Origin of the sequence: Ochrobactrum sp. AN78 (genome assembly GCF_029909885.1) — a bacterium.
Taxonomy (GTDB): Bacteria; Pseudomonadota; Alphaproteobacteria; order Rhizobiales; family Rhizobiaceae; genus Brucella; species Brucella quorumnocens.
In genome coordinates, this window is the sequence record NZ_JASAMU010000024.1 from 1 (window position 1) to 20,268 (window position 20,268).

Genomic DNA, 20,268 nt, shown 5'->3' on the forward strand with positions numbered 1-20,268 from the left:
TGGTCTATCGGAACGAGACCAGATGCGGAATTGGTCAACACGATGCTCGATACCGCAATAGAAACTCTCACAGGTACAGATGAGCGGCCAATAGTGCATTCTGATCGGGGTGCACACTATCGCTGGCCGGGTTGGCTATCAAGGATCAGTGATGCGAAGCTGGTGCGCTCAATGTCCCGCAAGGCGTGTTCTCCAGATAACGCTGCATGCGAAGGCTTCTTCGGAAGGCTGAAAACAGAGTTCTTTTATCCCAGCGATTGGAAGAACACCACACTCGAGCAGTTTATCAATGAAGTTGATGGCTACATTCGGTGGTACAACGAGAGGCGGATTAAGATATCACTTGGCGCACGCAGCCCAATCGAATATCGAAACTGTCTTGGCATTGTGACGTAAAACCAGTCCAAGTTTTTATCCGCACCCCCCCCGCACCTATTTGGAGGAACCCGGAAAAATATAACAAAATCAATGGATGATAGAGCGAATAAGAGAAACCAACGCAGCATTTACAGGAAATTGTGGGGATCACTTTGCTTAAAGCCCGACAATCAGCGAGCTACGGTTTCAACTTTCGAGCTGAATTCAATAACGATTAAACAAGCGGCGACTGCATAATAAGTGCTGTGCCAAATTGAAAAATGCTGGAGAAGCGCGCGTGAAAACAGATCATCAGCTGTGGTGAAATTATAAAAACCAAATTCGGGGCTGAAGACAAGAAAGCCCGCTTCGCTGGGAGGAGGAGTGCGAAGCGAGCTGATCTGGAAAGCGCGACTGGGAGGAGGAGTGCCGCGCTTCGAGTTCAGTTTCTGGGAGGAGGAGTGAAACTGAACATCCCGAAAATAGGCAGCAGCCATGCTGATTACAAGATGCAAATATGCATAGCTGATATGCGAGCCCAAGAACTTGGCTACGACACGCATCTTAAATGCGCAGCTTGAAAAGTGCGAAACAGTTTTCGAAGCGACCTGAAATGGAAAACCGCCCGGCAGCGACTGAGCGCGCGCAGGCGGTTTAATCCTCCCAAGAGGCGGCTTGATAACAGTATTGTTTGAATAAAGCAAATCAAACGAGCAAGTACATAATCATACTATTTCTGTATGATTAAAGCTAGACTTGCAAGCAACTGAAGAGATAGCAGCCTCATCAAATACAAAGGCCCGCATCGCGCATTTGGGCGGGGGGCTTGGGGTGCGCGATACGGGTGCCTTCCTGCAAACAGGGTGCACCCCATAAATAAATACGATCGTGAAAAACAAAAATGACAGTTTGTTGCAGTTGCAAATGGTTAGTGCAGCAACCACTAACAAAAGTCGCTCCGCAGCGAGGGCTGCTGGAGCGACTGCGAACCGATGCCCCTGCCCAGAAGTCGGAACGCAAATCCAACGTAACATCAGCAACATGCTACTGAAAGTTACAGATAATTTAGAAAGTTTGCACTAACAGAAAGGCTGTAATTTATAGACCATCGGCAGCATCTAAGCCGTTTTCTTTACCCGATATGCCATCCCAAGCGATCTTGGTGCAGTTTCCTGAAAGCCGAATTTTTCATAAAGCTTGTTAGCTGGCACATCGGCGATCAGGCTCACATAGGCTGAATCAGGAAGCTCCGCATTCACATGTTGCATAATGGCGTCCATAATCGCCTTACCAAGACCTCGCCCCTGATGTTGTGGATCGACTGCAATATCTACCACCTGAAAAAAGCAGCCTCCGTCTCCAATCAACCGCCCCATTCCGATCGCTTTATCCTCGTGCACAACCACAACAGCAAAAGCAGTGCCCGTAAGTCCTTGTATTGCCGCCTCTTTCGAAAACGGACTTAATCCGGCCACCGCGCGAAGATGCAAATACTCCTCAACAGACGGCGTACGCGCGAAAGTCGAATAGGCGGGCGGATTCATTCGGCATTCCTCTTTGTTTCGTCACGATGACTAAACGTCTCGAAAACTGGTTTAACACTTCAAGTACAACCAGAAAAGAATTGTCATAACCAGTTGATTGCTCGTCCCGCTTGATATCTAAGTATTTCTAATATCAAGCTCTTCGGATCATCGCTGTGACTACTGAACAAACCCCTTCCAATGTCGTATTCTCCCGCACTGCGGTCACAAGTACTGCAATGATATTCGGCCTGACATATAGTCTTAGTGCCGCGCTCATTGCACTCGACCTGGATGAAATGGGGTTCAGCGAAGCCATTATCGGTGCCAACGCCGCAATGCATGCGGTCGGCGTACTTTGCATGGCCTTTTTGCTTCCGCGCCTTAGTGCATTGCTCGGCATGCGCTTGTTGGTTATCGTAGCCCTCGCCGCTGCGGCGCTGCTTCTCGGCCTGTTTCCCGCAATACCACTGATTTGGCTTTGGTTCCCACTGCGCATATTGCTGGGAGCAGCATCAGAAACATTATTCGTCGTTTCAGAAACCTGGCTCAATTCGCTGAGTACGGACGAGAATCGCTCCAAGACGATGGGCATTTACACAGCTGCCCTGTCACTTGGGTTTGCGCTTGGGCCTTTAATCCTTTCATTGGTGGGATCAAGTGGGTTCCTGCCCTATCTGATCGGCTCTGCACTTGCGATTGTAGCAGCATTTTTGATTGCAAGCCCCAAAGTCAGCGCGCCGCCGATTACCGACAAACCACATGGAAGCCCGCTGCACTATTTGGCACTTGCGCCCGTCGCACTCGCCGCAACAGTGTTGAATGCTGCCATTGAATCGGCTGGCCTATCGTTTCTGCCGCTCTATGCCGTCGATCTCGGCTGGAACGAAAATCAGGCAACGCAGCTCATGTCCGTCATGATGTTCGGTGCAATCGTCCTCCAAATTCCTATTGGTTTTCTGGGTGATCGAATGAGCCGTCAGAGCCTGCTCATCATTCTCGCAGCCCTTTCAGCCGCAGGCGCAGCCGTCTGGCCATGGGCTCTTACTATGCCATGGCTCACCTATACGCTGCTGTTTGTGTGGGGTGGTGCTTTCGTCGGTATTTATACCATAATGTTGAGTGTCGTGGGGAGCCAGTTCAAAGGCGCGCAACTTGTCGGCATTTATGCCAGTATGGGCCTCATGTGGGGTGTCGGCGCATTGATCGGACCACTCTTTGCCGGCATCGCTCAGCAATATTTGACCCACGGCCTGCCGGTATTCGTTACGATTGCCTGCCTGGTCTTCCTGGCCCTTGCCCTAACTTTGCGTCCACGTGTAGTGCTCGCAACCGAATAATACCGGCTTTTCCAAAACTTAACACCAAAACGGCCTCCCCAAAGGAGGCCGTTTTTATGCAATCAGCAATAGATTTTAACGACTTATTTACCACGATTGTAAGAATATAGCCTCAGCAATCATGGCTTCGACTCGTTCGTGAATTCGGCTTTCGGCTAGCTTCTATTTTTGGAAAAGTGAATTTCACATGGCAAACACTCATCAGGCATCCGGTTCACGCTCTATCATAGATGAACTCAACGCCCTGCGTGAGCGCCATACGCCTGCGGCACCGAAGTCGAGCGCTATGAACGAGCTGCACAACACATTGGCAGAATTGGAAAAGCGCTTAGGTCAGCTTGGCAGTGCTGCACCTCGTCCCCGCGCTATTGAACCACAGCAAACCGATAGGCGTATTGAAGGTCTCGCAGAAATTGCTGAGCATCTGCGCCGCCTGAGCGATGAGCAGAATAAGGCCGAACAGCATAACACGCGACCAGCCCCGGCTTTTGCACCACGTTTTGCGGAACAGCGCCAAGCGCCGGGCACCTCGTTTTCTGACGACGGCGTATTGCGCCAGATTGATAGCCGTCTGGATGCAATCAGCCGTGCCGTAATCGCAACCAACCGCCATCAGAACTCGGATCACGAAGAAGCACCTCGTCTGCAACGCATCGAACGTCGCCTTAATGAACTAACGCAGCAACTCGACAGCTCTGTTGCCGAACAAAATGCCGACACGCTCTTTCGCCGCCTCGGTGAACTTTCGCAGCGCATTGATGCCTTAAGCGAAGGATCGCGTTTGCCTGAACAGGCAATCGATCAGCTGGCACAGCAAATCAATCTCCTTGCCCATCAGGTTGGCAAGGTTATGGAAAACCTGAGCCACTCCGATTACCACAATGTCGATGCACGTTTGGAAGCAATTGACCAAAAGCTCGCTTCTGCCGAAAAATGGGCTCTTGAGCCAAATCCAGTACTTCTGGAAAAGGTCGACAATCGGTTCAAGGAACTGACCAAGCGCCTCGATGCGCAATATGCAAGCCATTACGCCGAAGGTGGCATGCTCTATACGCTTGAAGGTCGTCTGGACGATATTTCGCAACAGATATCGCTTAGCTTGTTGCAAACGCCTCAGGCGGAAGAAATCGCGCTTGCAGAAAGCGAAGCTATTCGCGGCCTCGAAAGCCAGATCGCAAATCTCGCGCGTCAACTGGCCAAGCCGTCAGCCGAATTTGCAGAAATCAAGCCACGCCTTGATGCAATCGAGCGTTCGATTTCAGACAATCGCGAAACGGTTCTGGACGCAGCTCGCGAAGCCGCTGAAACTGCTGTTGCCCATGTATTGAAGCATGGCTCGCAACATGACACTGCGATTGCACTACAGCTCGCCAACGATATGAAATCGCTTGAGGCGCTTGCCCGCAATGCTGATGAGCGGAACGGCAAGACATTTGAGGCTGTCCACGAGACACTCGTTAAAGTCGTTGATCGACTTGCAAGCCTTGAACAGCAGATCGATGCGCAACCACATCTCCCGCAGATAAACCCACAAGCCAAGCCGGTCGCAAACCCTTACTCTGCCGCACCGCAAGCGTTTTCGAACCTTGCTCCCAAAACCTTGGCAAATCAGGCCTCCGAGAATCATTCGAAGCCGATTGTCGATGCGCCAAACGCAGATGAGAAACTCGCAAAGCTGACACCGAAGACGCGGCAGGAACCAGAACTGAGTGCGTCTCTGGATTCAGTTCAGCCCGACAATGACAGCGTGCTTGACCTCAACACGATCATGAAGCGTGTGCGCGAAGAACGCAGTCAGCAAGAAGGTACGAAAGCTGAAACAGGTGGCAAAGCCGACCTGATCAGCGTAGCACGTCGTACTGCGCAGCAGGCAGCAGAGGAATCGACCAGGCTCGAACAGCAGTCTGAAAAAGCTTCGCAGAAGAAGAAAGGATCGATCAGCGATCTTTTCAATCGTCAGCGCAAACCTATTCTGCTGGCGATTGGTGCTGTGATGCTGGCAATTGCTGGCTTGCAGGCAGGTTCAGCCTTCCTCGAAGCCAATCAACAGGCAGAGCTTTCCGCAAAGACAGAAGCCCCCGCAATCGACAAAGAAACTACTGCTTCCATCGCTCCCGCAAATGAAGCTTTGCCTGCACCTAAAGCGCAGCCAATGCCAGAAGTGGTTGTGCCTGAGACAGAGATTGCCAAGCCGCAGCAGGAAAGCAATCTGAATGCACCAATGCCAGCTCCGGCACCTCAAGAACCGGCAATCGCCGATACGACACCGGCTGAAGAACCGGAAGTTACTGTAACCGAAGTGCCTGTTGAAGCTGGCCCCGCAGCATTGCGTGAAGCAGCAATGACCGGTGACTCTCGTGCGCTTTTTGAAATCGGCAATCGCTATATGGAAGGCCGTGGCGTTGAGGAAGACCTGGCCGAAGCTGCAAAGTGGTATGAACAGTCGGCCCAAAAAGGCTTTGCGCCAGCGCTCTATCGCATGGGCAATTTCAATGAGAAGGGGCTCGGCATGCCCCGTGACCTTACCAAAGCAGTCGACTGGTATCAGCAGGCAGCCAAGCAGGGTAATGCCAGCGCTATGCATAATCTCGCTGTGCTTTTTGCATCAGGCGCCAATGGTACACCCGACAATGCATCTGCCGTGCGCTGGTTTACCGAAGCTGCAGAACTTGGCGTCAAGGATAGCCAGTATAATCTCGGCATTCTGGCCGCCAAGGGTCTAGGAATGCAGGTTAATCTCGAAGAGAGCTTTAAATGGTTTGCGCTTGCGGCCAAAGCTGGCGACAAGGATGCAGCCGACAAGCGCGACCAGATCGGCGAAGCAATGAAGCCCCAGCAGCTTGAACGTGCGAAGGGCAGCGTTGAACTCTGGAAGGCTAAGCCGCTTAATCAGGAAGCCAATTCAGTCGATATGCCCGAGGGCTGGTCCGATGAGAAGCCCGTCACAACTGCCTCGGTCGATATGAAGAAAGCCGTTCGAAACATCCAGCTCATCCTCCAGAAGAATGGCTATGATGTAGGGACAGCAGACGGGCTGATGGGCAATAAGACCCGCAATGCCATTGCTGAAATTCAGAAGGCCCATGGGCAAGAGCCAACTGGCGAGGTCAATCAGCAGCTCGTGCAACTCCTGCTCGAGAAGAACAAGTAAACGTCAGATCAAGGTCTGATGCTGTCTTGATCGGCGATAATCGACGCGGGATCGCAGTATAATTTTGCGGTCTCGTTGTCTTTGGTGTCGTTGGTGAATTTATCCGTCGATGAATAAACGCGCACTTCGGCATCTCTGATGCCGTCCGATTCACGCTTGTCTTCAGTCACAACAAACGCATAGACATAGTCGCCGCGCGCATAGCCCATTGCCATCGTCATATCGGTTGGATGATCGATATTCGTGTCTTTTGTCGAAAACCACGTGGAATTGGTTTCGAAATAGAGTTCCGACGGCTTGGTTCCGATCACATAATTATAATAGGCTTCTTTTTTATCCGGATGGGCCTTTGGGTCGGCGATGCGACAAAACTCTGCGCGCGCATTACGCTCAGGAATATTACACGCAAATTGCGTCTGCCAAGGCGGAATACAATTCGCCATCGCTGGTAACGGGATCAATGCCGTAAGAGCCAGAATACCGTATTTCATCATGGCACATCCCTCCCGCCTCGCTGAACCTTTGCGAATTACAAAGATTTTCCACAGTGTCAACGTCGCTAACCGCTGCAAAACGGTCCATCAACGGATTTACTTTCTGCCAGAAGTAACAGCTTGAATCCAATTGCCGCCACTCATTATTTAATCATTAGAACAAGGGGGCCATGTGATGCTTTTGCATGTAAATAACGAGATGGAAAATGGCATAATTGCTAAAATACCCCTTGCACTGGACAAGGATGTCAAAGGCTTCCAAGGGGATGCGATTGATTTCGAGATATCGTCATTGGACGGCCGTCTCATTCCGGCTGAAGAAATCCACCCATATAAGTCGCTGTTCAAAGTTCTTTCCGGAAATTCAGAACTAAAAAATATCTATATGGCGCTTTCGTTCAATCTCAATTTCTCAACGCCGGACGGCAAAAAAACCTCGATGGCGCGCTCCGTTCCGACAGAAGACTGGACCGTCACGAATGGGCATTATTATTCTGATGCAGCGACCTCGTTCGGCATCACATCTGGGAGTAAGTTTGCAGGAGCCTATAGTGCAAGCATTACCAATCCATATCTTTATGTGATAAAGAACGGCAGCCTCATCGATAATAAAATATCGGACCCAATTGCAATCAAAGCGCAATTCTATCCGTCTTCGACGCATTCAATTATTACCCCGAAAGAACACATCAATATTGTACTGAGCAACCGGCAAGGCTCATACGAATAATCAGCACATCCCGAAAAGGGAAAACGGCCTTCCGGACAAGGTACGCACTCCAAGTCGCGCCGTCAGAATATGACGTTTTTATGGAGCACGGAGGGGCATAATGTTGTTCACAAACAACAATGTGCCATTTTCTTTTCTCATTATCGTTCAAAGTAACTCTATTCTCAATCCGGGTTTGACTTCCCCTGTTTGAGAGAGCAAGACCTTTAGAACGCATCCTTAAACGTGCAGAAACAATTTTCACGACTAAGATGCGCGTTAAAACAAGCGATTAGAGCGTCGATCGATTCAGTGAGATCGAAATCTGCTCTGGGGCTTCAAGACAGACCTTGCGGCATGGCGCGACCGCAACGGGCTGCGTGTTGTGCGTTGTAAAAACCGGGTTCGGAATTGGGTATTTACCTTCCCATTGCGGAATTATCGGTCAACATGCTGGTTCTGCTCGGCATGGGCGCTGCCGTTGGTTTTCTTTCAGGATTGTTCGGTGTTGGCGGTGGATTTCTGATCACACCTTTGCTGATCTTTTATAACATTCCACCGGCAATTGCCGTGGCCACAGGCGCCAATCAGGTCATTGCTTCATCGGTGTCTGGAGCGCTTGCGCATTTCAAGCGGCGAACGCTCGACATCAAGCTCGGCCTTTTTCTGGTCGCGGGTGGTATAGTCGGGTCACTACTCGGTATTTTCGTGTTCTCGTGGTTGCGAGACTTAGGACAGCTCGATCTGATCGTTTCGATCCTTTACGTCTTCTTCCTCGGCACGGTTGGCGGACTGATGCTGGTTGAAAGCGTGCGTGCGCTTCGCCGTGTAAAAAAAGGACAGGCAGGCGCAATCCGCCGTCCGGGTCAGCACACGTGGATACATAAGCTGCCGTTCAAGATGCGGTTTCGTGCATCAACCATTTATGTCAGCATCATTCCTGTGCTCGGCATCGGCTTTTTTATCGGCCTTTTGTCATCGGTGATGGGTGTGGGCGGCGGCTTCATCATGGTGCCTGCGCTGATCTATCTGCTGCATGTCCCCACCAATGTTGTGGTTGGCACATCGCTGTTTCAGATCACCTTTGTCACAGCATTCACCACCGTGATGCAGGCGACAACCAACCAGTCCATCGACATTGTGTTGGCGTTTCTCCTGATGCTCGGCGGCGTGATTGGTGCGCAATATGGCGCGCGCGCGGGCCAGAAACTGCGTGGCGAACAGCTGCGCCTATTGCTGGCCTTGTTGGTTCTCGCTGTAGGCCTGCGTCTTGCATTCGGCCTTTTTGTGCGGCCAGATAATCTATTCTCGATCACCATTGCGGATATATGACATGAGGAAACTCAGCCTCATATCCGCTTTGCTACTCGGCTTTGCAGCAACGCCAGTATCAGCGCAGATCAACTCCATCGGTGATGGCAATGGTGTGCCGCAACTCCAAAACCCGGCTGAAGAAACCATCGAGATTGGCCTTTCAACCGAAACGATCGCCATTACCTCTAATTTTGGCGGTACGGATCTCACGATCTTTGGTGCGCTTGATAATGCCGATCCGATGATCCAACGGCAGGGACGCTACGACATTATCGTCGTTCTGCAAGGACCAGCGCGCGATCTGGTCGTACGCAAAAAACAACGCTATCTGGGTGTCTGGGTAAATGCAGATTCTGAAACCTTCCTTGGTGTCCCGCTTTCCTACTCCTTGGCTTCGACACGCAACTTGCAGGATATTGCGGATGACAAAATCTACCGCCAGCTTTCAGTTGGTGTCCGCAATTTTTATCTGAGGCCGGAAGACCCTGCGAGCCTGTCGGGCAATATTCCGAAGTTCGGCGATGAATTGCGTGAGATGAAACTGCGGCAAGGGCTTTATAGCCAGCGCATTGGCGGTGTGGAATTTATTTCGCGCACATTGTTCCGAGCAACACTGAACCTGTCAGCAAATGTGCCAGTCGGACGCCATCGGGCACGCGCGCTTTTGTTCCGCAACGGAGTTTTCCTGCGCGAAGCCAATGCCAGCCTTGAAATCGTGAAGGCCGGCGTCGAGCAAAGCATCTATGATGCCGCGCACAAATACAGCTTCTACTATGGTTTGTTCGCGGTGTTCCTGGCTGTTTTCACCGGCTGGGCTGGTCGTATTTTGTTCAAGAAAGATTAGTGGATTGAATTTGACGTTTGAACCCCGACTGACACACACTGTTTCAAACGTCAAACTCGGAAAATCCACTAGATTCATAAACTTGCTAGTGGTCTTTATGATTCCGACATTTGTCCGACACCTGTATCCCAGGGATGCAAATGTCGGAATCAGGCCACTACGGCATAATTCCTTAAACTTGAATCAGTTTAAGGTAAAATTATGCCGTAAATATAGAGTGTTAGAGCGACCTTTGCGCGCCCAGGAGGGCGCACGGCGCTCTAGCCACCCACCAGCGCGCCGTGTGCAATCGGGTAAACCTTGCCCTGCCCTAGCATATAGGCGCGTAAGCTTGCATCGACAAACAACCCGCGAAACGCTCGGTCGAGCACGTTGAGCGCGCCTGTATAAGCACCGAATGCGGGCATAATAAGCCGCTCGCCATCGCTTGCAAAACACGGACGTCGCACCGAGCGTCCGCGCCGAACAATCCGTGCTGCGGGATGAAGATGACCAGCCACCTCGCCTTGCGCCAGTGTCCGCGATGGCTCATGTCGGAAAGTAAGCGGCCCAACAGCAAGTTCTTCAACGCAATCACCGGGCAGGTCCGCCGGACGGTCGGGGTCATGGTTGCCAGTGATCCAGAACCACTCGCGATGTTCCATCAGTGATTTGAGCCGGATAGCATAAAGCGATGGCAGTCGTTCACTGGCCTTCGCATCATGAAAGCTGTCGCCGAGGCTGATTACCGTGCGGGGTTGATAGCGTGCTAAGACCGCTGCCAGCATGTCGAGTGTTGCTGCTGTATCATAAGGCGGAATGAGCTGTCCGCGTCGGGCAAAGGACGAGCCTTTTTCGAGGTGCAGATCAGAGACCACCAGCATGTGCAGATCCGGCAGAAAGAGCGCACCGCAGGGATCATAAATGGTCGCAACCCCGCGCACTTCCGCATGCGCCAGACTATAAGCTTCACCATTTCCCCAGACTGCTGTGTTCATCCTACCGCTTCTCTGATCAAGTCATCCGCCGCTTCTTCAAGCAGCAACTCATCGCCCTCACCTGCAACACGTTCCCGTCCGATTTCAAGCATGACGGGCAGCGCCAGCGGCGAAATGCGATCAAGCGGCTTGTGCAGAAGATGCCCCTTCACTCGCGCCAGCATGTCACCAAGACGCTTGATATCCAGAAGCCCGGTCGCAGCATCGGCGCGGGTTGCCTGTAGCAAAATATGGTCCGGTTCGTGGGTTCTCAACACATCATAGATCAGGTCGGTCGAGACCGTCACCTGACGGCCTGTTTTCTCCTGTCCCGGATGTCGTCGTTCGATAAGCCCCGAAATCACGGCACAATTGCGAAAGGTGCGCTTCAGAAGATAGCTTTCATCAAGCCATGCTTCGAGGTCGTCACCCAGCATATCCTCGTCAAACAGGCGTGTAAGATTGAGTTTGCCAGCGCTGATCATTGCTCCCATGTCTTTGAGGCCCCACAGCCCCAGCGAGTAATCGGTAGCAACAAACCCTAAAGGATGGGCGCCCATGCGCTCCAGACGACGCGTCAACAACATGCCGAGCGTTTGATGTGCGAGCCGTCCCTCGAAAGGATAGGCCACCATGTAAAAGCGCCCGCCTTTTGGAAAAGTCTCAATAAGCAACTCATCTGTGCGTGGCAGAACAGATTTGAATTGCTGCAGTTCCAGCCACTCCCGTACCTGTTCCGGCAGGAACTGCCAGCGCGAACGATCCGCCAGCATCGCGCGTACCTGCGAAGCGAGGTAGGTGGAAAGCGGGAATTTCCCGCCTGCATAAACCGGGATTTTCGCATCCTGTCCTGCGGCATTAGAAGCCATGCATTCATTCTCACGAATGCCCTCAAATCGCAGCACCTTGCCTGCAAACAGAAATGTGTCGCCCGGTGTCAGCGTTTCGAGAAAATATTCCTCAATCCGCCCCAGAACGCGACCGCCTCTTCCAACAGCACGGGCATTGGCACCCTTGCCACCACGTGTGAGGCGCACATTCAGTTCCGGTGCTTCAACAATCGTGCCAATGTTCAGACGATATTGCTGCGCAATGCGCGGATTGGAAACCCTCCATGTGTCATCAACAGTCTTGCGGATTTTGGCGAAGCGCTCGTAGGTTTTGAGCGCATAACCTCCGGTGGCCACAAAATCGAGAATACGATCAAAAATTTCTCGCGAAAGGTTCGAATATGGGGCCGAGCTCTGAATCTCTCTATAAAGCTGATCGGCGTTGAACGGCTCGGCGCAGGCCATGCCCAACACATGTTGCGCCAACACATCAAGCGCACCATCGATCAGCGGCGGCGTATCCTGCGCGCCGAGATAGTTGGCGTCGAGCGCTGCACGGCATTCCATCACTTCGAAACGATTGGCAGGCACCAGAATGGCGCGACTTGGCTCATCCATACGGTGGTTGGCGCGACCGATACGCTGCGCAAGGCGGCTTGCCCCCTTTGGCGCACCAACATGAATGACCAGATCGACATCGCCCCAGTCGATACCAAGATCAAGCGTCGAGGTGGCAACCACAGCTCGTAAGGTGTTGGCTGCCATGGCCTGTTCCACTTTGCGGCGCTGGCTGGCATCGAGAGATCCATGATGAAGCGCAATCGGCAACGTATCCTCGTTGACGCGCCAGAGTTCCTGAAACAGCATTTCAGCCTGACTGCGCGTATTGACGAAGAGCAATGTCGTTCGGTGTGCGCGAACGGCCTCGTAGATATCCGGAATGGCATAGCGCGAAGAATGCCCCGCCCAGGGGACACGCTCTTCGGAATCAAGAATGGTGATTTCAGGCTTGGCACCGCCATGCACAGTCACAAGACCGGATTTTGGCTCTGTTCCATCTTGCTCCACCAACCAGCGGCGCAATTCGTCCGGCTGGGCCACCGTTGCCGAAAGACCAATGGTCTGCAGCTGCGGTTGCAGACGGCGCAGGCGCGCAAGGCCCAGTGCCAGTAAATGACCGCGCTTGGAAATGACTAGTGAATGCAGCTCATCGAGCACCACATAGCGCAGACCTTTGAAAAACTGCTCGGCCCCTTTGGATGCGATCAAGAGTGCAAGCTGTTCCGGCGTGGTGAGTAAAATGTCAGGCGGTACCAGCTTTTGTCGCTGGCGCTTATGTGCAGGCGTGTCGCCTGTCCGCGTCTCGATGGTGATGTCGAGACCCATTTCCTCAACCGGCACTGTCAGATTGCGATGAATATCGACAGCAAGTGCCTTGAGCGGCGAAATATAAAGCGTGTGAACACCACGCTTCGCCATACCCGGCTTTTTGCCGCCACTCCGCTCCAGATCAACCAATGCGGGCAGAAAACCAGCCAGCGTTTTACCTGCGCCAGTAGGGGCGATCAGCAACGTGGATTGCCCTTGTTCTGCACGCGAAAGCAGCTCCAACTGATGGGCGCGCGGCGACCAGCCCTTTTCCGCAAACCATTTCACAAAACGGTCTGGCAGATGGAAAGCTGCAGTCTCAGAAGTCGGGGTCAGGTTCAGCGTCACTCCCCCAATCTAATGCTCGCAACGCTTTCCGCCAAGATGTTTGTTCACTTTTGTTCTCTTTTTGTCAGCAGTCCGGTTTCTCTGCTCTTTCCAGGGCGAAGTGACTGACCTATCTAATCAATCATGCGTTTTGACGAGCTCTTGCGTTCCACACCAAAAGGCCTTTATTGCCCACCCGGCGATTTTTATATCGATCCGGTGCGTCCGGTAGACCGCGCGCTGATCACGCACGGGCATTCTGATCATGCGCGCGCCGGACATACTCATGTACTTGCGACGCAAGAAACACTCGACATCATGGCGATCCGTTATGGCGTCGATTTTGCAGACAGCGCACAACCCGCTCTACTTGGTGAAACACTGACCATCAATGGTGTTCGGGTGAGCTTCCACGGTGCTGGCCATGTGCTTGGCTCTGCGCAAATTGCAGTCGAGAAAGATGGTACACGGATCGTCGCATCAGGCGATTATAAACGCGCCGCTGATCCAACCTGTGCGCCGTTTGAACCAATTGTCTGCGATGTTTTCATCACGGAGGCAACCTTTGCCCTTCCCGTTTTTCGTCATCCCGAAGCTTCACACGAAATCGCAACTTTGCTGAAGTCACTCGTTCAGTTTCCCGAGCGCGCACATCTTGTCGGCGCATATTCGCTCGGCAAAGCACAGCGGGTGATCAAGCTTATCCGCAATGCAGGCTATGATGAGCCGATTTATATTCACGGCGGCCTGCAAAAGCTCTGCGATTATTATCAATCGCAAGGCATTGAGCTTGGTCAGCTGGAACCTGCAACGCTTGAACGAGGCGAAGCCTCGCCCGACTTTGCAGGAAAAATCGTGGTCGGCCCGCCATCTGCTTTTTCTGACCGCTGGGCGCGGCGTTTTCCCGGTCCGTTGCCTGCCTTCGCATCGGGCTGGATGCGTATCCGCCAGCGCGCAAAGCAACGCGGCGTAGAATTGCCGCTCATTATTTCTGATCATTGTGATTGGAACGAGCTGACGGCAACCATCAGCGAGATAAAGCCTGCAGAAGTCTGGGTCACACATGGGCGCGAAGAAGCCCTCGTTCGCTGGTGTGAATTACAAAGCATCCCCGCACGCCCCCTAAATCTGGTCGGCTATGAAGACGAGGGCGATTGATGCGCGCATTCGCTGAACTCCTTGATCGGCTTGTCCTCACACCACAGCGCAACGGCAAATTGCGGCTGCTGGTCGATTATTTTCGTACCACGCCCGATCCTGACCGTGGCTTGGCACTCGCAGCCATCACGCGCGATCTGGAACTGCAGAGTGTCAAACCCGCGATGCTGCGCGCATTGATAGCCGAGCGCAGCGATCCCACGCTTTTCGCCTATTCCTATGATTATGTTGGCGATCTTGCCGAAACTATTTCACTGATCTGGCCCGGTCCGAATGAAACGCCAGTGGGTGCCAATTTGCCGCTCAGTGTGGTCGTGCATGAATTGCGAAACGCCTCGCGCCGCGAGGGGCCGCTGCTTGTGGCAGGCTGGCTCGATCTGCTAGGCATTTCAGAACGATACGCGCTGCTTAAGCTTGTCACAGGTGGGTTGCGTATCGGTGTTTCTGCTCGTCTTGCCAAACAGGCGCTGGCGGATTTTGGCGGCGTGGAGGTCGTCGAAATTGAAGAACTCTGGCACGGACAGGCACCACCATTTTCAGCGCTGTTCGCATGGCTTGAAGGTCATGGTTCAAAACCCGTAGCCACTACCGATGCGCCCTTCCGGCCAGTCATGCTCGCGACTGCCATTGATGAATCTGAAATTCCAACGCTCGATCCATCTGACTATAGTGCCGAGTGGAAATGGGATGGCATTCGCGTTCAGGCGGTATCGGAAAATGGTGTTCGACGGCTTTATTCGCGCACTGGTGACGACATTTCAGGTGCTTTTCCAGATATACTCGAAGCCATGGATTTTGAAGGCTCGATTGATGGCGAGTTGCTCGTAGGGCATCACGGCGAAACTGGCATTGAAACTGCAACGTTTTCCGATTTGCAGCAGAGACTAAACCGCAAGACCGTCTCAGCAAAGCAATTAAAGGAGTATCCCGCGTTCATACGCGTCTATGATCTTTTGCAGGAGGGCACGCAGCAAACAGGGGAAGACCTGCGTCCATTGCCTTTCTCTGAACGGCGCGCGCGACTTACGCGCTTCATTGAAAAGCTCGACAAGCATAGGTTCGATCTATCGCCCGTATTGCCGTTCAAAAACTTCAGCGAACTGGCAAACCTGCGCCTGAACCCGCCTCACCCCGTGATTGAGGGCGTGATGCTGAAGCGCTATGACAGTGCCTATGTTCCGGGACGTCCCAAAGGGCCGTGGTTCAAATGGAAACGCGATCCATTCACCGTGGACGCTGTGATTGTTTATGCCCAACGTGGGCATGGCAAACGATCGAGCTATTATTCCGACTTCACATTCGCCGTGTGGACCGGCCCCGAAGACGAGCCTGTTCTGGTGCCAGTAGGAAAAGCCTATTTTGGCTTTACTGATGAGGAGTTAAAGCTTCTCGACAAGTTTGTTCGCGAAAACACGATTGAGCGTTTTGGTCCCGTTCGCTCAGTCCGCGCGGAACCAGATCATGGACTAGTGGTTGAAGTTGCTTTTGAAGGACTGAACCGTTCTACCCGACACAAGTCGGGCGTTGCCATGCGCTTTCCGCGCTTTTCACGTCTTCGCTGGGACAAGCCGCCCCGCGAAGCGGATCGACTTGAAACATTGGAGAAACTGCTGAGCTGAGTATGCTTTTACTCAGCAGCCGTGGTGACGCGAATTGCAAAAATATCGACAGGCTTGCCTGCACCACTGAGATCAGAATTGATCGTAATCTTGCCTGCACGACCGGCGGACTGACCTGCCTGAAAATCCTGATCAAACAGGAAATCACTCACGGAATCACGCACGTCATAACGTCTGCGTCCGCAATCACCAAGACCTGCGAAATCACAATTGACCGACATCTGCGTTGGCTTGCCATCGTCACTGCGGGCAACAATGTCAAAGGTCGCCTTTTTGCCTATAAGCTGGTTCAGCACACCTTCGCCCACGTCAAATGTGACACTGTCATTAGGGCCCTTCGACAGAACCCGTGCGAAGCTGTTGGTGCCTTCGCGCATGATTTCGGCCGTTGCACTACCCTGCACTGACATGCGCGTTGCTTCGGTAGGCGTGAAAATATTGATCCATGTGCGTCCTTCCGGATCTTCACCTTCCTTGATCGGCGCCATGCGATTATCGGTCAAAAGCGGGCTGGAACCATTACCGCGCGTGAAATCCGCAAAGCTGTTGTAAAGCGAGAAGCCAATCAACCCCAGAATAACGATGACCATTACCGGGATGCCGACACTGATAAGTGGTGAGCGGCGCTTTTTCTTGCGATCTTTGCGAGAGACGCCCGCTTCGTAACCTAAATCGGCTGATCCACGCTTTTTCTTTTTCGAAGTCGAGCGGATATCTGCGTTATCAAGCGCAGGACCAGCTTCGTAAGCATCCTCGCCCAAAACAGGGTCGGACGAATCCGGTGCACCCAGTGACGGCTCTCGCTTGGCATTTGCTACAGAACCGGATTTAAACTCAGCCTCGATCTCTGAAATGGCATCTTTGATCTTCTGACGTCGCTGCTGCTTCTGATCTTCGCTAAGGGCAGCATTTGCCGTCAACGCGCGCTCGTGCGCACCCCAAGCCGCTTCATAAATGCGCTGACGAGTGGCCGGATTATGCGCGTCCGACTTTGCGAATGCATTTCTGATTGCGCGTTCAATACTTTCCAAAGGGCTGCTCTTCCTTGGTTGCGTCTGTTGGCTGGGTCCGTCGGGCACAGCCGGTTAAATGAGCCTCAGCGAAATTAACGTCTGAATCAAGGCATTTACCTGTTCTAGACCCATTTTGGCTACCCGCGAGAACTGTCAAAGATACCAAATATTAACTTTAAGCATGATTTTCCCCTGACCTTTAGCAAAACAGCCTTATGGCGAGCACTAATATTGCGCAGGACCTTCTCCAATTTTTCAGGTTGCCCTTGGCAAAAGCCGTGCTAGACATATTACGTTTACGGAAACGTCAATTTTTGGAGGATGAAATGGCATTGCCGGATATTTTGAAAAACAAGCTGCGCATTCCCGTGGTCGGAGCGCCACTGTTTATCATTTCCAATCCGGCTTTAGTGCTGGCGCAATGCAAGGCAGGCGTGGTCGGCTCATTTCCAGCGCTCAATGCGCGCCCTGAAGCGCAGCTTGACGAATGGTTGGCCGAAATCACCGAAGATCTCGCTGCCTACAATGCCGCAAACCCTGACCGCCCAGCCGCTCCGTTCGCGGTTAACCAGATCGTGCACCGCTCCAACAAGCGGTTGGAACATGACCTTGGTTTGTGTGTGAAATACAAAGTCCCTATCGTCATTTCCTCGCTGGGCGCGGTTCCTGAAGTCAATGCAGCTATCCATTCATACGGAGGGATAGTACTGCACGACGTCATCAACAACCGTCATGCCAACTCAGCGATCCGCAAAGGCGCAGACGGTCTCATTGCCGTTGCCGCCGGCGCTGGTGGTCACGCAGGGGCGCTTTCACCTTTTGCGCTCGTTCAAGAAATTCGCGAATGGTTTGATGGCCCCCTGCTCCTTTCTGGCGCGATTGCCAATGGTGGGGCAATTCTCGCAGCCCAAGCCATGGGCGCAGACCTTGCCTATATCGGCTCACCATTCATTGCGACAACAGAAGCTCGCGCTTCTGACGATTACAAACAGATGATCGTCGAATCCAACGCTGCTGACATCGTCTATTCCAACTACTTTACTGGAATAGCGGGCAATTATCTCAAACCATCCATTGCTAAATCCGGCCTCGACCCTGATCACCTGCCGGAGGCTGATCCATCCAAGATGGACTTCGACAAAGCCCACCAGGAAGGCACCAAAGCATGGAAGGACATTTGGGGATGCGGACAAGGGATTGGTGCAATTAAGGAAATCGCACCCGCAGCGCAGCTGGTTGGCCGACTGGCTCAGGAATATGAGCAGGCTCGCAACCGTATCTGTCGAAACGTATAATTGCCATCGTTAAGATAACAAAGCCTCCTGTAACGCATAATGGAGGCTTTGTTTCCAATTGGCCTGAACAAACGTGAAGAATATGCGTTTTGGAGCTTGCTTTCCTGCATGCTTTTGGTTATCAGCGCACCGATCGGTCATATAAAGATCGATACTCCTTCGGGAATTTGGAACTATGGTTCCGGGCCGCTTTAGCTCAGTTGGTAGAGCACATCATTCGTAATGATGGGGTCAGCAGTTCGAGTCTGCTAAGCGGCACCAGATTTTACGAGAAAATCAAATAGTTAGCACACCGCGCCATTTTGCTTCTTCTGGATTCTTACTTTAGGGTAACACTCGGGGTAACGGCAGAAAATTGGTCAGCATTGCGGCTTGACTCTTAATTCGGACTGGAACATAGCGAGAACATTGGCGGCGTAGAATTGGACTAAAGGAAAACGCCATGACTGCGACTGTTGAAAGCTACGACGACGAAATCGAAATGGTTCTCGCCTATCACAAAGGCGACATGCGCGCTGCCATGGAAGCGCTGCTAAAAGACCGGGATTTTCTTATCAAAGAAATTGAGTACGCCTGTCTCGCAATGTCACTCGGATTTTCGCGTGGCTGGAAACCGACCGTGTTTGCGAAATGACACGTTCGCGGGGTGAAGCAAGCCCTACCGTTGTGAATATGACGTATCCATACCAGGTCGTGATTCATCTCACGCCATGGCATCGAACGAATCTTATCCAGATGCTTACTGATCGCGCACGACTCGGCGGGTACCGTCTGTGGGGTAGCAAAAGGCATGGACTGATCGGTTTCGATGTTGCCCACTTCCCGACAAAAGAAGGTCAGCAGGAGTTTATTCGTCTGTATGGCGGCGTTCCTTACGACCCCAAGGATAAGAAGTCCAAGCCGTGGGAAACATACTTTGAGAAATGAGACCGAAGCCGCGTAATCTTGAAGGCCTGCCTGCATCGACGCGCATCATGGATATGGCGTCTTGGTACGAGCTGCACGGTTATTGCAATCACTGTGGCCACATAGGACCGATTGAATATCGGATAATCCTGCGGAAGTTCGGAACGCATACGTATTTCGTGGATCTTCATAAGCGCATGCGCTGCACTCACTGCAAATCAAAAGGTGAAGGCCAGTTTGGCGTCACAAAGATGCCGAGGTGATAAATGACCGGATACAACAACGACAAAGCTCACGTTTCGCAACCGGGCAAACTGTTCGAGCATTGGTGTAATGATGCTGATTGTAAGGCATGGGGCAGTTTCGGATATAAGACAAAATACGGCCAGCTTTGGTTCTGCCTTGCACATAAGCAGCAAGGCGAAGATGCGCTGGCTGGACGGCGTTAACATGGAAAGTCTGCCTCGAATAAACGAGGCAGACTTTAGACGTTTATCGTATGTAAATGCCTTTGCCGCCACGAGGGAGGGATGGGGAAAGCATTCTGCCTGGTCCGCCAGCGAATACCGGCCCAGATGCCTGATCCTGCTTGACGGTTTGCTTGATATCCGAGGACGGTGGAACAGCTGCGAATGCAGCCCCCGACGCCATGATTGATCCGATTGCTAAAATCGCAATGATTTTCATTATGCCCTCCTCTACTGGCCTCGCCAGCAATTCGCCTGAAACACAAATATGAACGCGCAGGCGTGTTGCGCCATCCAGATTCAGAGGACGGCAAATCCATTTAGAGTGCCATACGGCATATGCCGTATTTCAACATAGCTGGACCGCGGTAAATTGCGCCCTATTCTCTTTTTTTGGAGGAGCGCATGTGCAATCTATATAACATCACGACCAATCATGAGGCCATGCGCCGTCTGTTCCCGAAGTTCGGTGACGTGACGAACCGTGTCGACCCGCAGCTTGATGTATACCCAGACTATCCCGCCCCAGTACTTCGGAACGTCGACGCTGACGACCCAGAGCTAACGATGCTGCGCTGGGGTATGCCAATGCCCCGT

The 20,268-nt window shown here is 52.4% G+C and carries 18 protein-coding genes, 1 tRNA gene and 1 pseudogene; 13 read left to right on the top strand and 7 right to left on the bottom strand.

Going from position 1 to position 20,268, the window contains the following annotated elements:
• Positions 1–396 (top strand): IS3 family transposase (locus QBD00_RS23205; RefSeq protein WP_318580657.1); only part of this gene is annotated, 396 nt, incomplete at its 5' end.
• A 152-nt stretch (positions 397–548) separates the two neighbouring features.
• Here QBD00_RS23205 and QBD00_RS23210 read toward each other — a convergent pair.
• Entirely contained in the window at positions 549–920 is a 372-nt protein-coding gene (locus QBD00_RS23210; protein WP_318580658.1) for a hypothetical protein, read from the bottom strand.
• A 555-nt stretch (positions 921–1,475) separates the two neighbouring features.
• On the bottom strand, positions 1,476–1,901 hold the full coding sequence (locus QBD00_RS23215; protein ID WP_318580659.1) for a GNAT family N-acetyltransferase: 426 nt from the start codon (positions 1,899–1,901) through the stop codon (positions 1,476–1,478).
• A gap of 155 nt (positions 1,902–2,056) precedes the next feature.
• Here QBD00_RS23215 and QBD00_RS23220 point away from each other — a divergent pair, with 155 nt between their 5' ends.
• Positions 2,057–3,220: an MFS transporter gene (locus QBD00_RS23220; RefSeq protein ID WP_191792679.1), complete on the top strand. Its 1,164-nt coding sequence runs from the start codon at positions 2,057–2,059 to the stop codon at positions 3,218–3,220.
• Between the two features lie 187 nt (positions 3,221–3,407).
• Positions 3,408–6,371 (top strand): peptidoglycan-binding protein, encoded by a 2,964-nt coding sequence (locus QBD00_RS23225; RefSeq protein WP_318580660.1) that lies wholly within the window; start codon positions 3,408–3,410, stop codon positions 6,369–6,371.
• 8 nt (positions 6,372–6,379) lie between these two features.
• Here QBD00_RS23225 and QBD00_RS23230 read toward each other — a convergent pair whose 3' ends face one another.
• Positions 6,380–6,865 (bottom strand): hypothetical protein, encoded by a 486-nt coding sequence (locus tag QBD00_RS23230; protein WP_318580661.1) that lies wholly within the window; start codon positions 6,863–6,865, stop codon positions 6,380–6,382.
• A gap of 175 nt (positions 6,866–7,040) precedes the next feature.
• Here QBD00_RS23230 and QBD00_RS23235 point away from each other — a divergent pair, with 175 nt between their 5' ends.
• From QBD00_RS23235 to QBD00_RS23245, 3 genes are all read left to right on the top strand, one after another.
• The gene (locus QBD00_RS23235) at positions 7,041–7,595 is read left to right on the top strand and encodes a hypothetical protein (protein ID WP_318580662.1); all 555 of its coding nucleotides are present in this window, start codon (positions 7,041–7,043) and stop codon (positions 7,593–7,595) included.
• Positions 7,596–8,024: 429 nt separating this feature from the next.
• Positions 8,025–8,906, top strand: coding sequence for a sulfite exporter TauE/SafE family protein (locus QBD00_RS23240; RefSeq protein ID WP_235901760.1), 882 nt, complete (start codon positions 8,025–8,027; stop codon positions 8,904–8,906).
• A gap of 1 nt (position 8,907) precedes the next feature.
• Positions 8,908–9,732 carry a TIGR02186 family protein gene (locus tag QBD00_RS23245; RefSeq protein WP_151091642.1) on the top strand — a complete coding sequence of 275 codons (825 nt, stop codon included), beginning with the start codon at positions 8,908–8,910 and terminating at the stop codon, positions 9,730–9,732.
• A gap of 260 nt (positions 9,733–9,992) precedes the next feature.
• Here QBD00_RS23245 and pdeM read toward each other — a convergent pair whose 3' ends face one another.
• Together pdeM and QBD00_RS23255 are read right to left on the bottom strand one after the other, a co-directional pair.
• Positions 9,993–10,709, bottom strand: a complete 717-nt coding sequence (gene pdeM / locus QBD00_RS23250) for a ligase-associated DNA damage response endonuclease PdeM (protein WP_191792676.1) — start codon at positions 10,707–10,709, stop codon at positions 9,993–9,995.
• A complete protein-coding gene (locus QBD00_RS23255) occupies positions 10,706–13,234 on the bottom strand; it encodes a ligase-associated DNA damage response DEXH box helicase (protein WP_318580663.1) in 2,529 nt (842 codons plus the stop codon). The genes pdeM and QBD00_RS23255 overlap by 4 nt, the downstream gene beginning before the upstream one ends.
• Before the next feature lie 123 nt (positions 13,235–13,357).
• Between QBD00_RS23255 and QBD00_RS23260 the strand changes: the two genes are divergently transcribed.
• Together QBD00_RS23260 and QBD00_RS23265 are read left to right on the top strand one after the other, a co-directional pair.
• Positions 13,358–14,371 (top strand): ligase-associated DNA damage response exonuclease, encoded by a 1,014-nt coding sequence (locus QBD00_RS23260; protein WP_318580664.1) that lies wholly within the window; start codon positions 13,358–13,360, stop codon positions 14,369–14,371.
• Positions 14,371–15,990: a cisplatin damage response ATP-dependent DNA ligase gene (locus tag QBD00_RS23265; protein WP_318580665.1), complete on the top strand. Its 1,620-nt coding sequence runs from the start codon at positions 14,371–14,373 to the stop codon at positions 15,988–15,990. The genes QBD00_RS23260 and QBD00_RS23265 overlap by 1 nt, the downstream gene beginning before the upstream one ends.
• Positions 15,991–15,998: 8 nt before the next feature.
• Here the strand turns inward: QBD00_RS23265 and QBD00_RS23270 are convergent, their stop codons facing one another.
• Positions 15,999–17,021: a hypothetical protein gene (locus QBD00_RS23270; RefSeq protein ID WP_264230953.1), complete on the bottom strand. Its 1,023-nt coding sequence runs from the start codon at positions 17,019–17,021 to the stop codon at positions 15,999–16,001.
• Positions 17,022–17,329: 308 nt separating this feature from the next.
• Here QBD00_RS23270 and QBD00_RS23275 point away from each other — a divergent pair, with 308 nt between their 5' ends.
• From QBD00_RS23275 to QBD00_RS23290, 4 genes are all read left to right on the top strand, one after another.
• The gene (locus QBD00_RS23275) at positions 17,330–18,298 is read left to right on the top strand and encodes an NAD(P)H-dependent flavin oxidoreductase (protein WP_191792671.1); all 969 of its coding nucleotides are present in this window, start codon (positions 17,330–17,332) and stop codon (positions 18,296–18,298) included.
• A gap of 185 nt (positions 18,299–18,483) precedes the next feature.
• A tRNA-Thr gene (locus QBD00_RS23280) sits at positions 18,484–18,559 on the top strand.
• A gap of 181 nt (positions 18,560–18,740) precedes the next feature.
• On the top strand, positions 18,741–18,932 hold the full coding sequence (locus QBD00_RS23285; RefSeq protein ID WP_318580666.1) for a hypothetical protein: 192 nt from the start codon (positions 18,741–18,743) through the stop codon (positions 18,930–18,932).
• Between the two features lie 538 nt (positions 18,933–19,470).
• Positions 19,471–19,653 (top strand): hypothetical protein, encoded by a 183-nt coding sequence (locus QBD00_RS23290; RefSeq protein WP_318580667.1) that lies wholly within the window; start codon positions 19,471–19,473, stop codon positions 19,651–19,653.
• Positions 19,654–19,696: 43 nt separating this feature from the next.
• Here the strand turns inward: QBD00_RS23290 and QBD00_RS23295 are convergent, their stop codons facing one another.
• Positions 19,697–19,891 (bottom strand): hypothetical protein, encoded by a 195-nt coding sequence (locus QBD00_RS23295; RefSeq protein ID WP_318580668.1) that lies wholly within the window; start codon positions 19,889–19,891, stop codon positions 19,697–19,699.
• Positions 19,892–20,076: 185 nt separating this feature from the next.
• Between QBD00_RS23295 and QBD00_RS23300 the strand changes: the two are divergent.
• Positions 20,077–20,268: pseudogene (locus QBD00_RS23300) on the top strand (SOS response-associated peptidase); the annotation flags it as partial.

Bases quoted from the DNA above. Each gene is read 5' to 3' on its own strand.
- QBD00_RS23210 (WP_318580658.1), bottom strand. From the start codon at position 920: ATGCGTGTCGTAGCCAAGTTCTTGGGCTCGCATATCAGCTATGCATAT.
- QBD00_RS23215 (WP_318580659.1), bottom strand. From the start codon at position 1,901: ATGAATCCGCCCGCCTATTCGACTTTCGCGCGTACGCCGTCTGTTGAG.
- QBD00_RS23225 (WP_318580660.1), top strand. From the start codon at position 3,408: ATGGCAAACACTCATCAGGCATCCGGTTCACGCTCTATCATAGATGAA.
- QBD00_RS23230 (WP_318580661.1), bottom strand. From the start codon at position 6,865: ATGATGAAATACGGTATTCTGGCTCTTACGGCATTGATCCCGTTACCA.
- QBD00_RS23235 (WP_318580662.1), top strand. From the start codon at position 7,041: ATGCTTTTGCATGTAAATAACGAGATGGAAAATGGCATAATTGCTAAA.
- QBD00_RS23240 (WP_235901760.1), top strand. From the start codon at position 8,025: ATGCTGGTTCTGCTCGGCATGGGCGCTGCCGTTGGTTTTCTTTCAGGA.
- QBD00_RS23245 (WP_151091642.1), top strand. From the start codon at position 8,908: ATGAGGAAACTCAGCCTCATATCCGCTTTGCTACTCGGCTTTGCAGCA.
- pdeM (WP_191792676.1), bottom strand. From the start codon at position 10,709: ATGAACACAGCAGTCTGGGGAAATGGTGAAGCTTATAGTCTGGCGCAT.
- QBD00_RS23260 (WP_318580664.1), top strand. From the start codon at position 13,358: ATGCGTTTTGACGAGCTCTTGCGTTCCACACCAAAAGGCCTTTATTGC.
- QBD00_RS23265 (WP_318580665.1), top strand. From the start codon at position 14,371: ATGCGCGCATTCGCTGAACTCCTTGATCGGCTTGTCCTCACACCACAG.
- QBD00_RS23275 (WP_191792671.1), top strand. From the start codon at position 17,330: ATGGCATTGCCGGATATTTTGAAAAACAAGCTGCGCATTCCCGTGGTC.
- QBD00_RS23285 (WP_318580666.1), top strand. From the start codon at position 18,741: ATGACTGCGACTGTTGAAAGCTACGACGACGAAATCGAAATGGTTCTC.
- QBD00_RS23290 (WP_318580667.1), top strand. From the start codon at position 19,471: ATGACCGGATACAACAACGACAAAGCTCACGTTTCGCAACCGGGCAAA.
- QBD00_RS23295 (WP_318580668.1), bottom strand. From the start codon at position 19,891: ATGAAAATCATTGCGATTTTAGCAATCGGATCAATCATGGCGTCGGGG.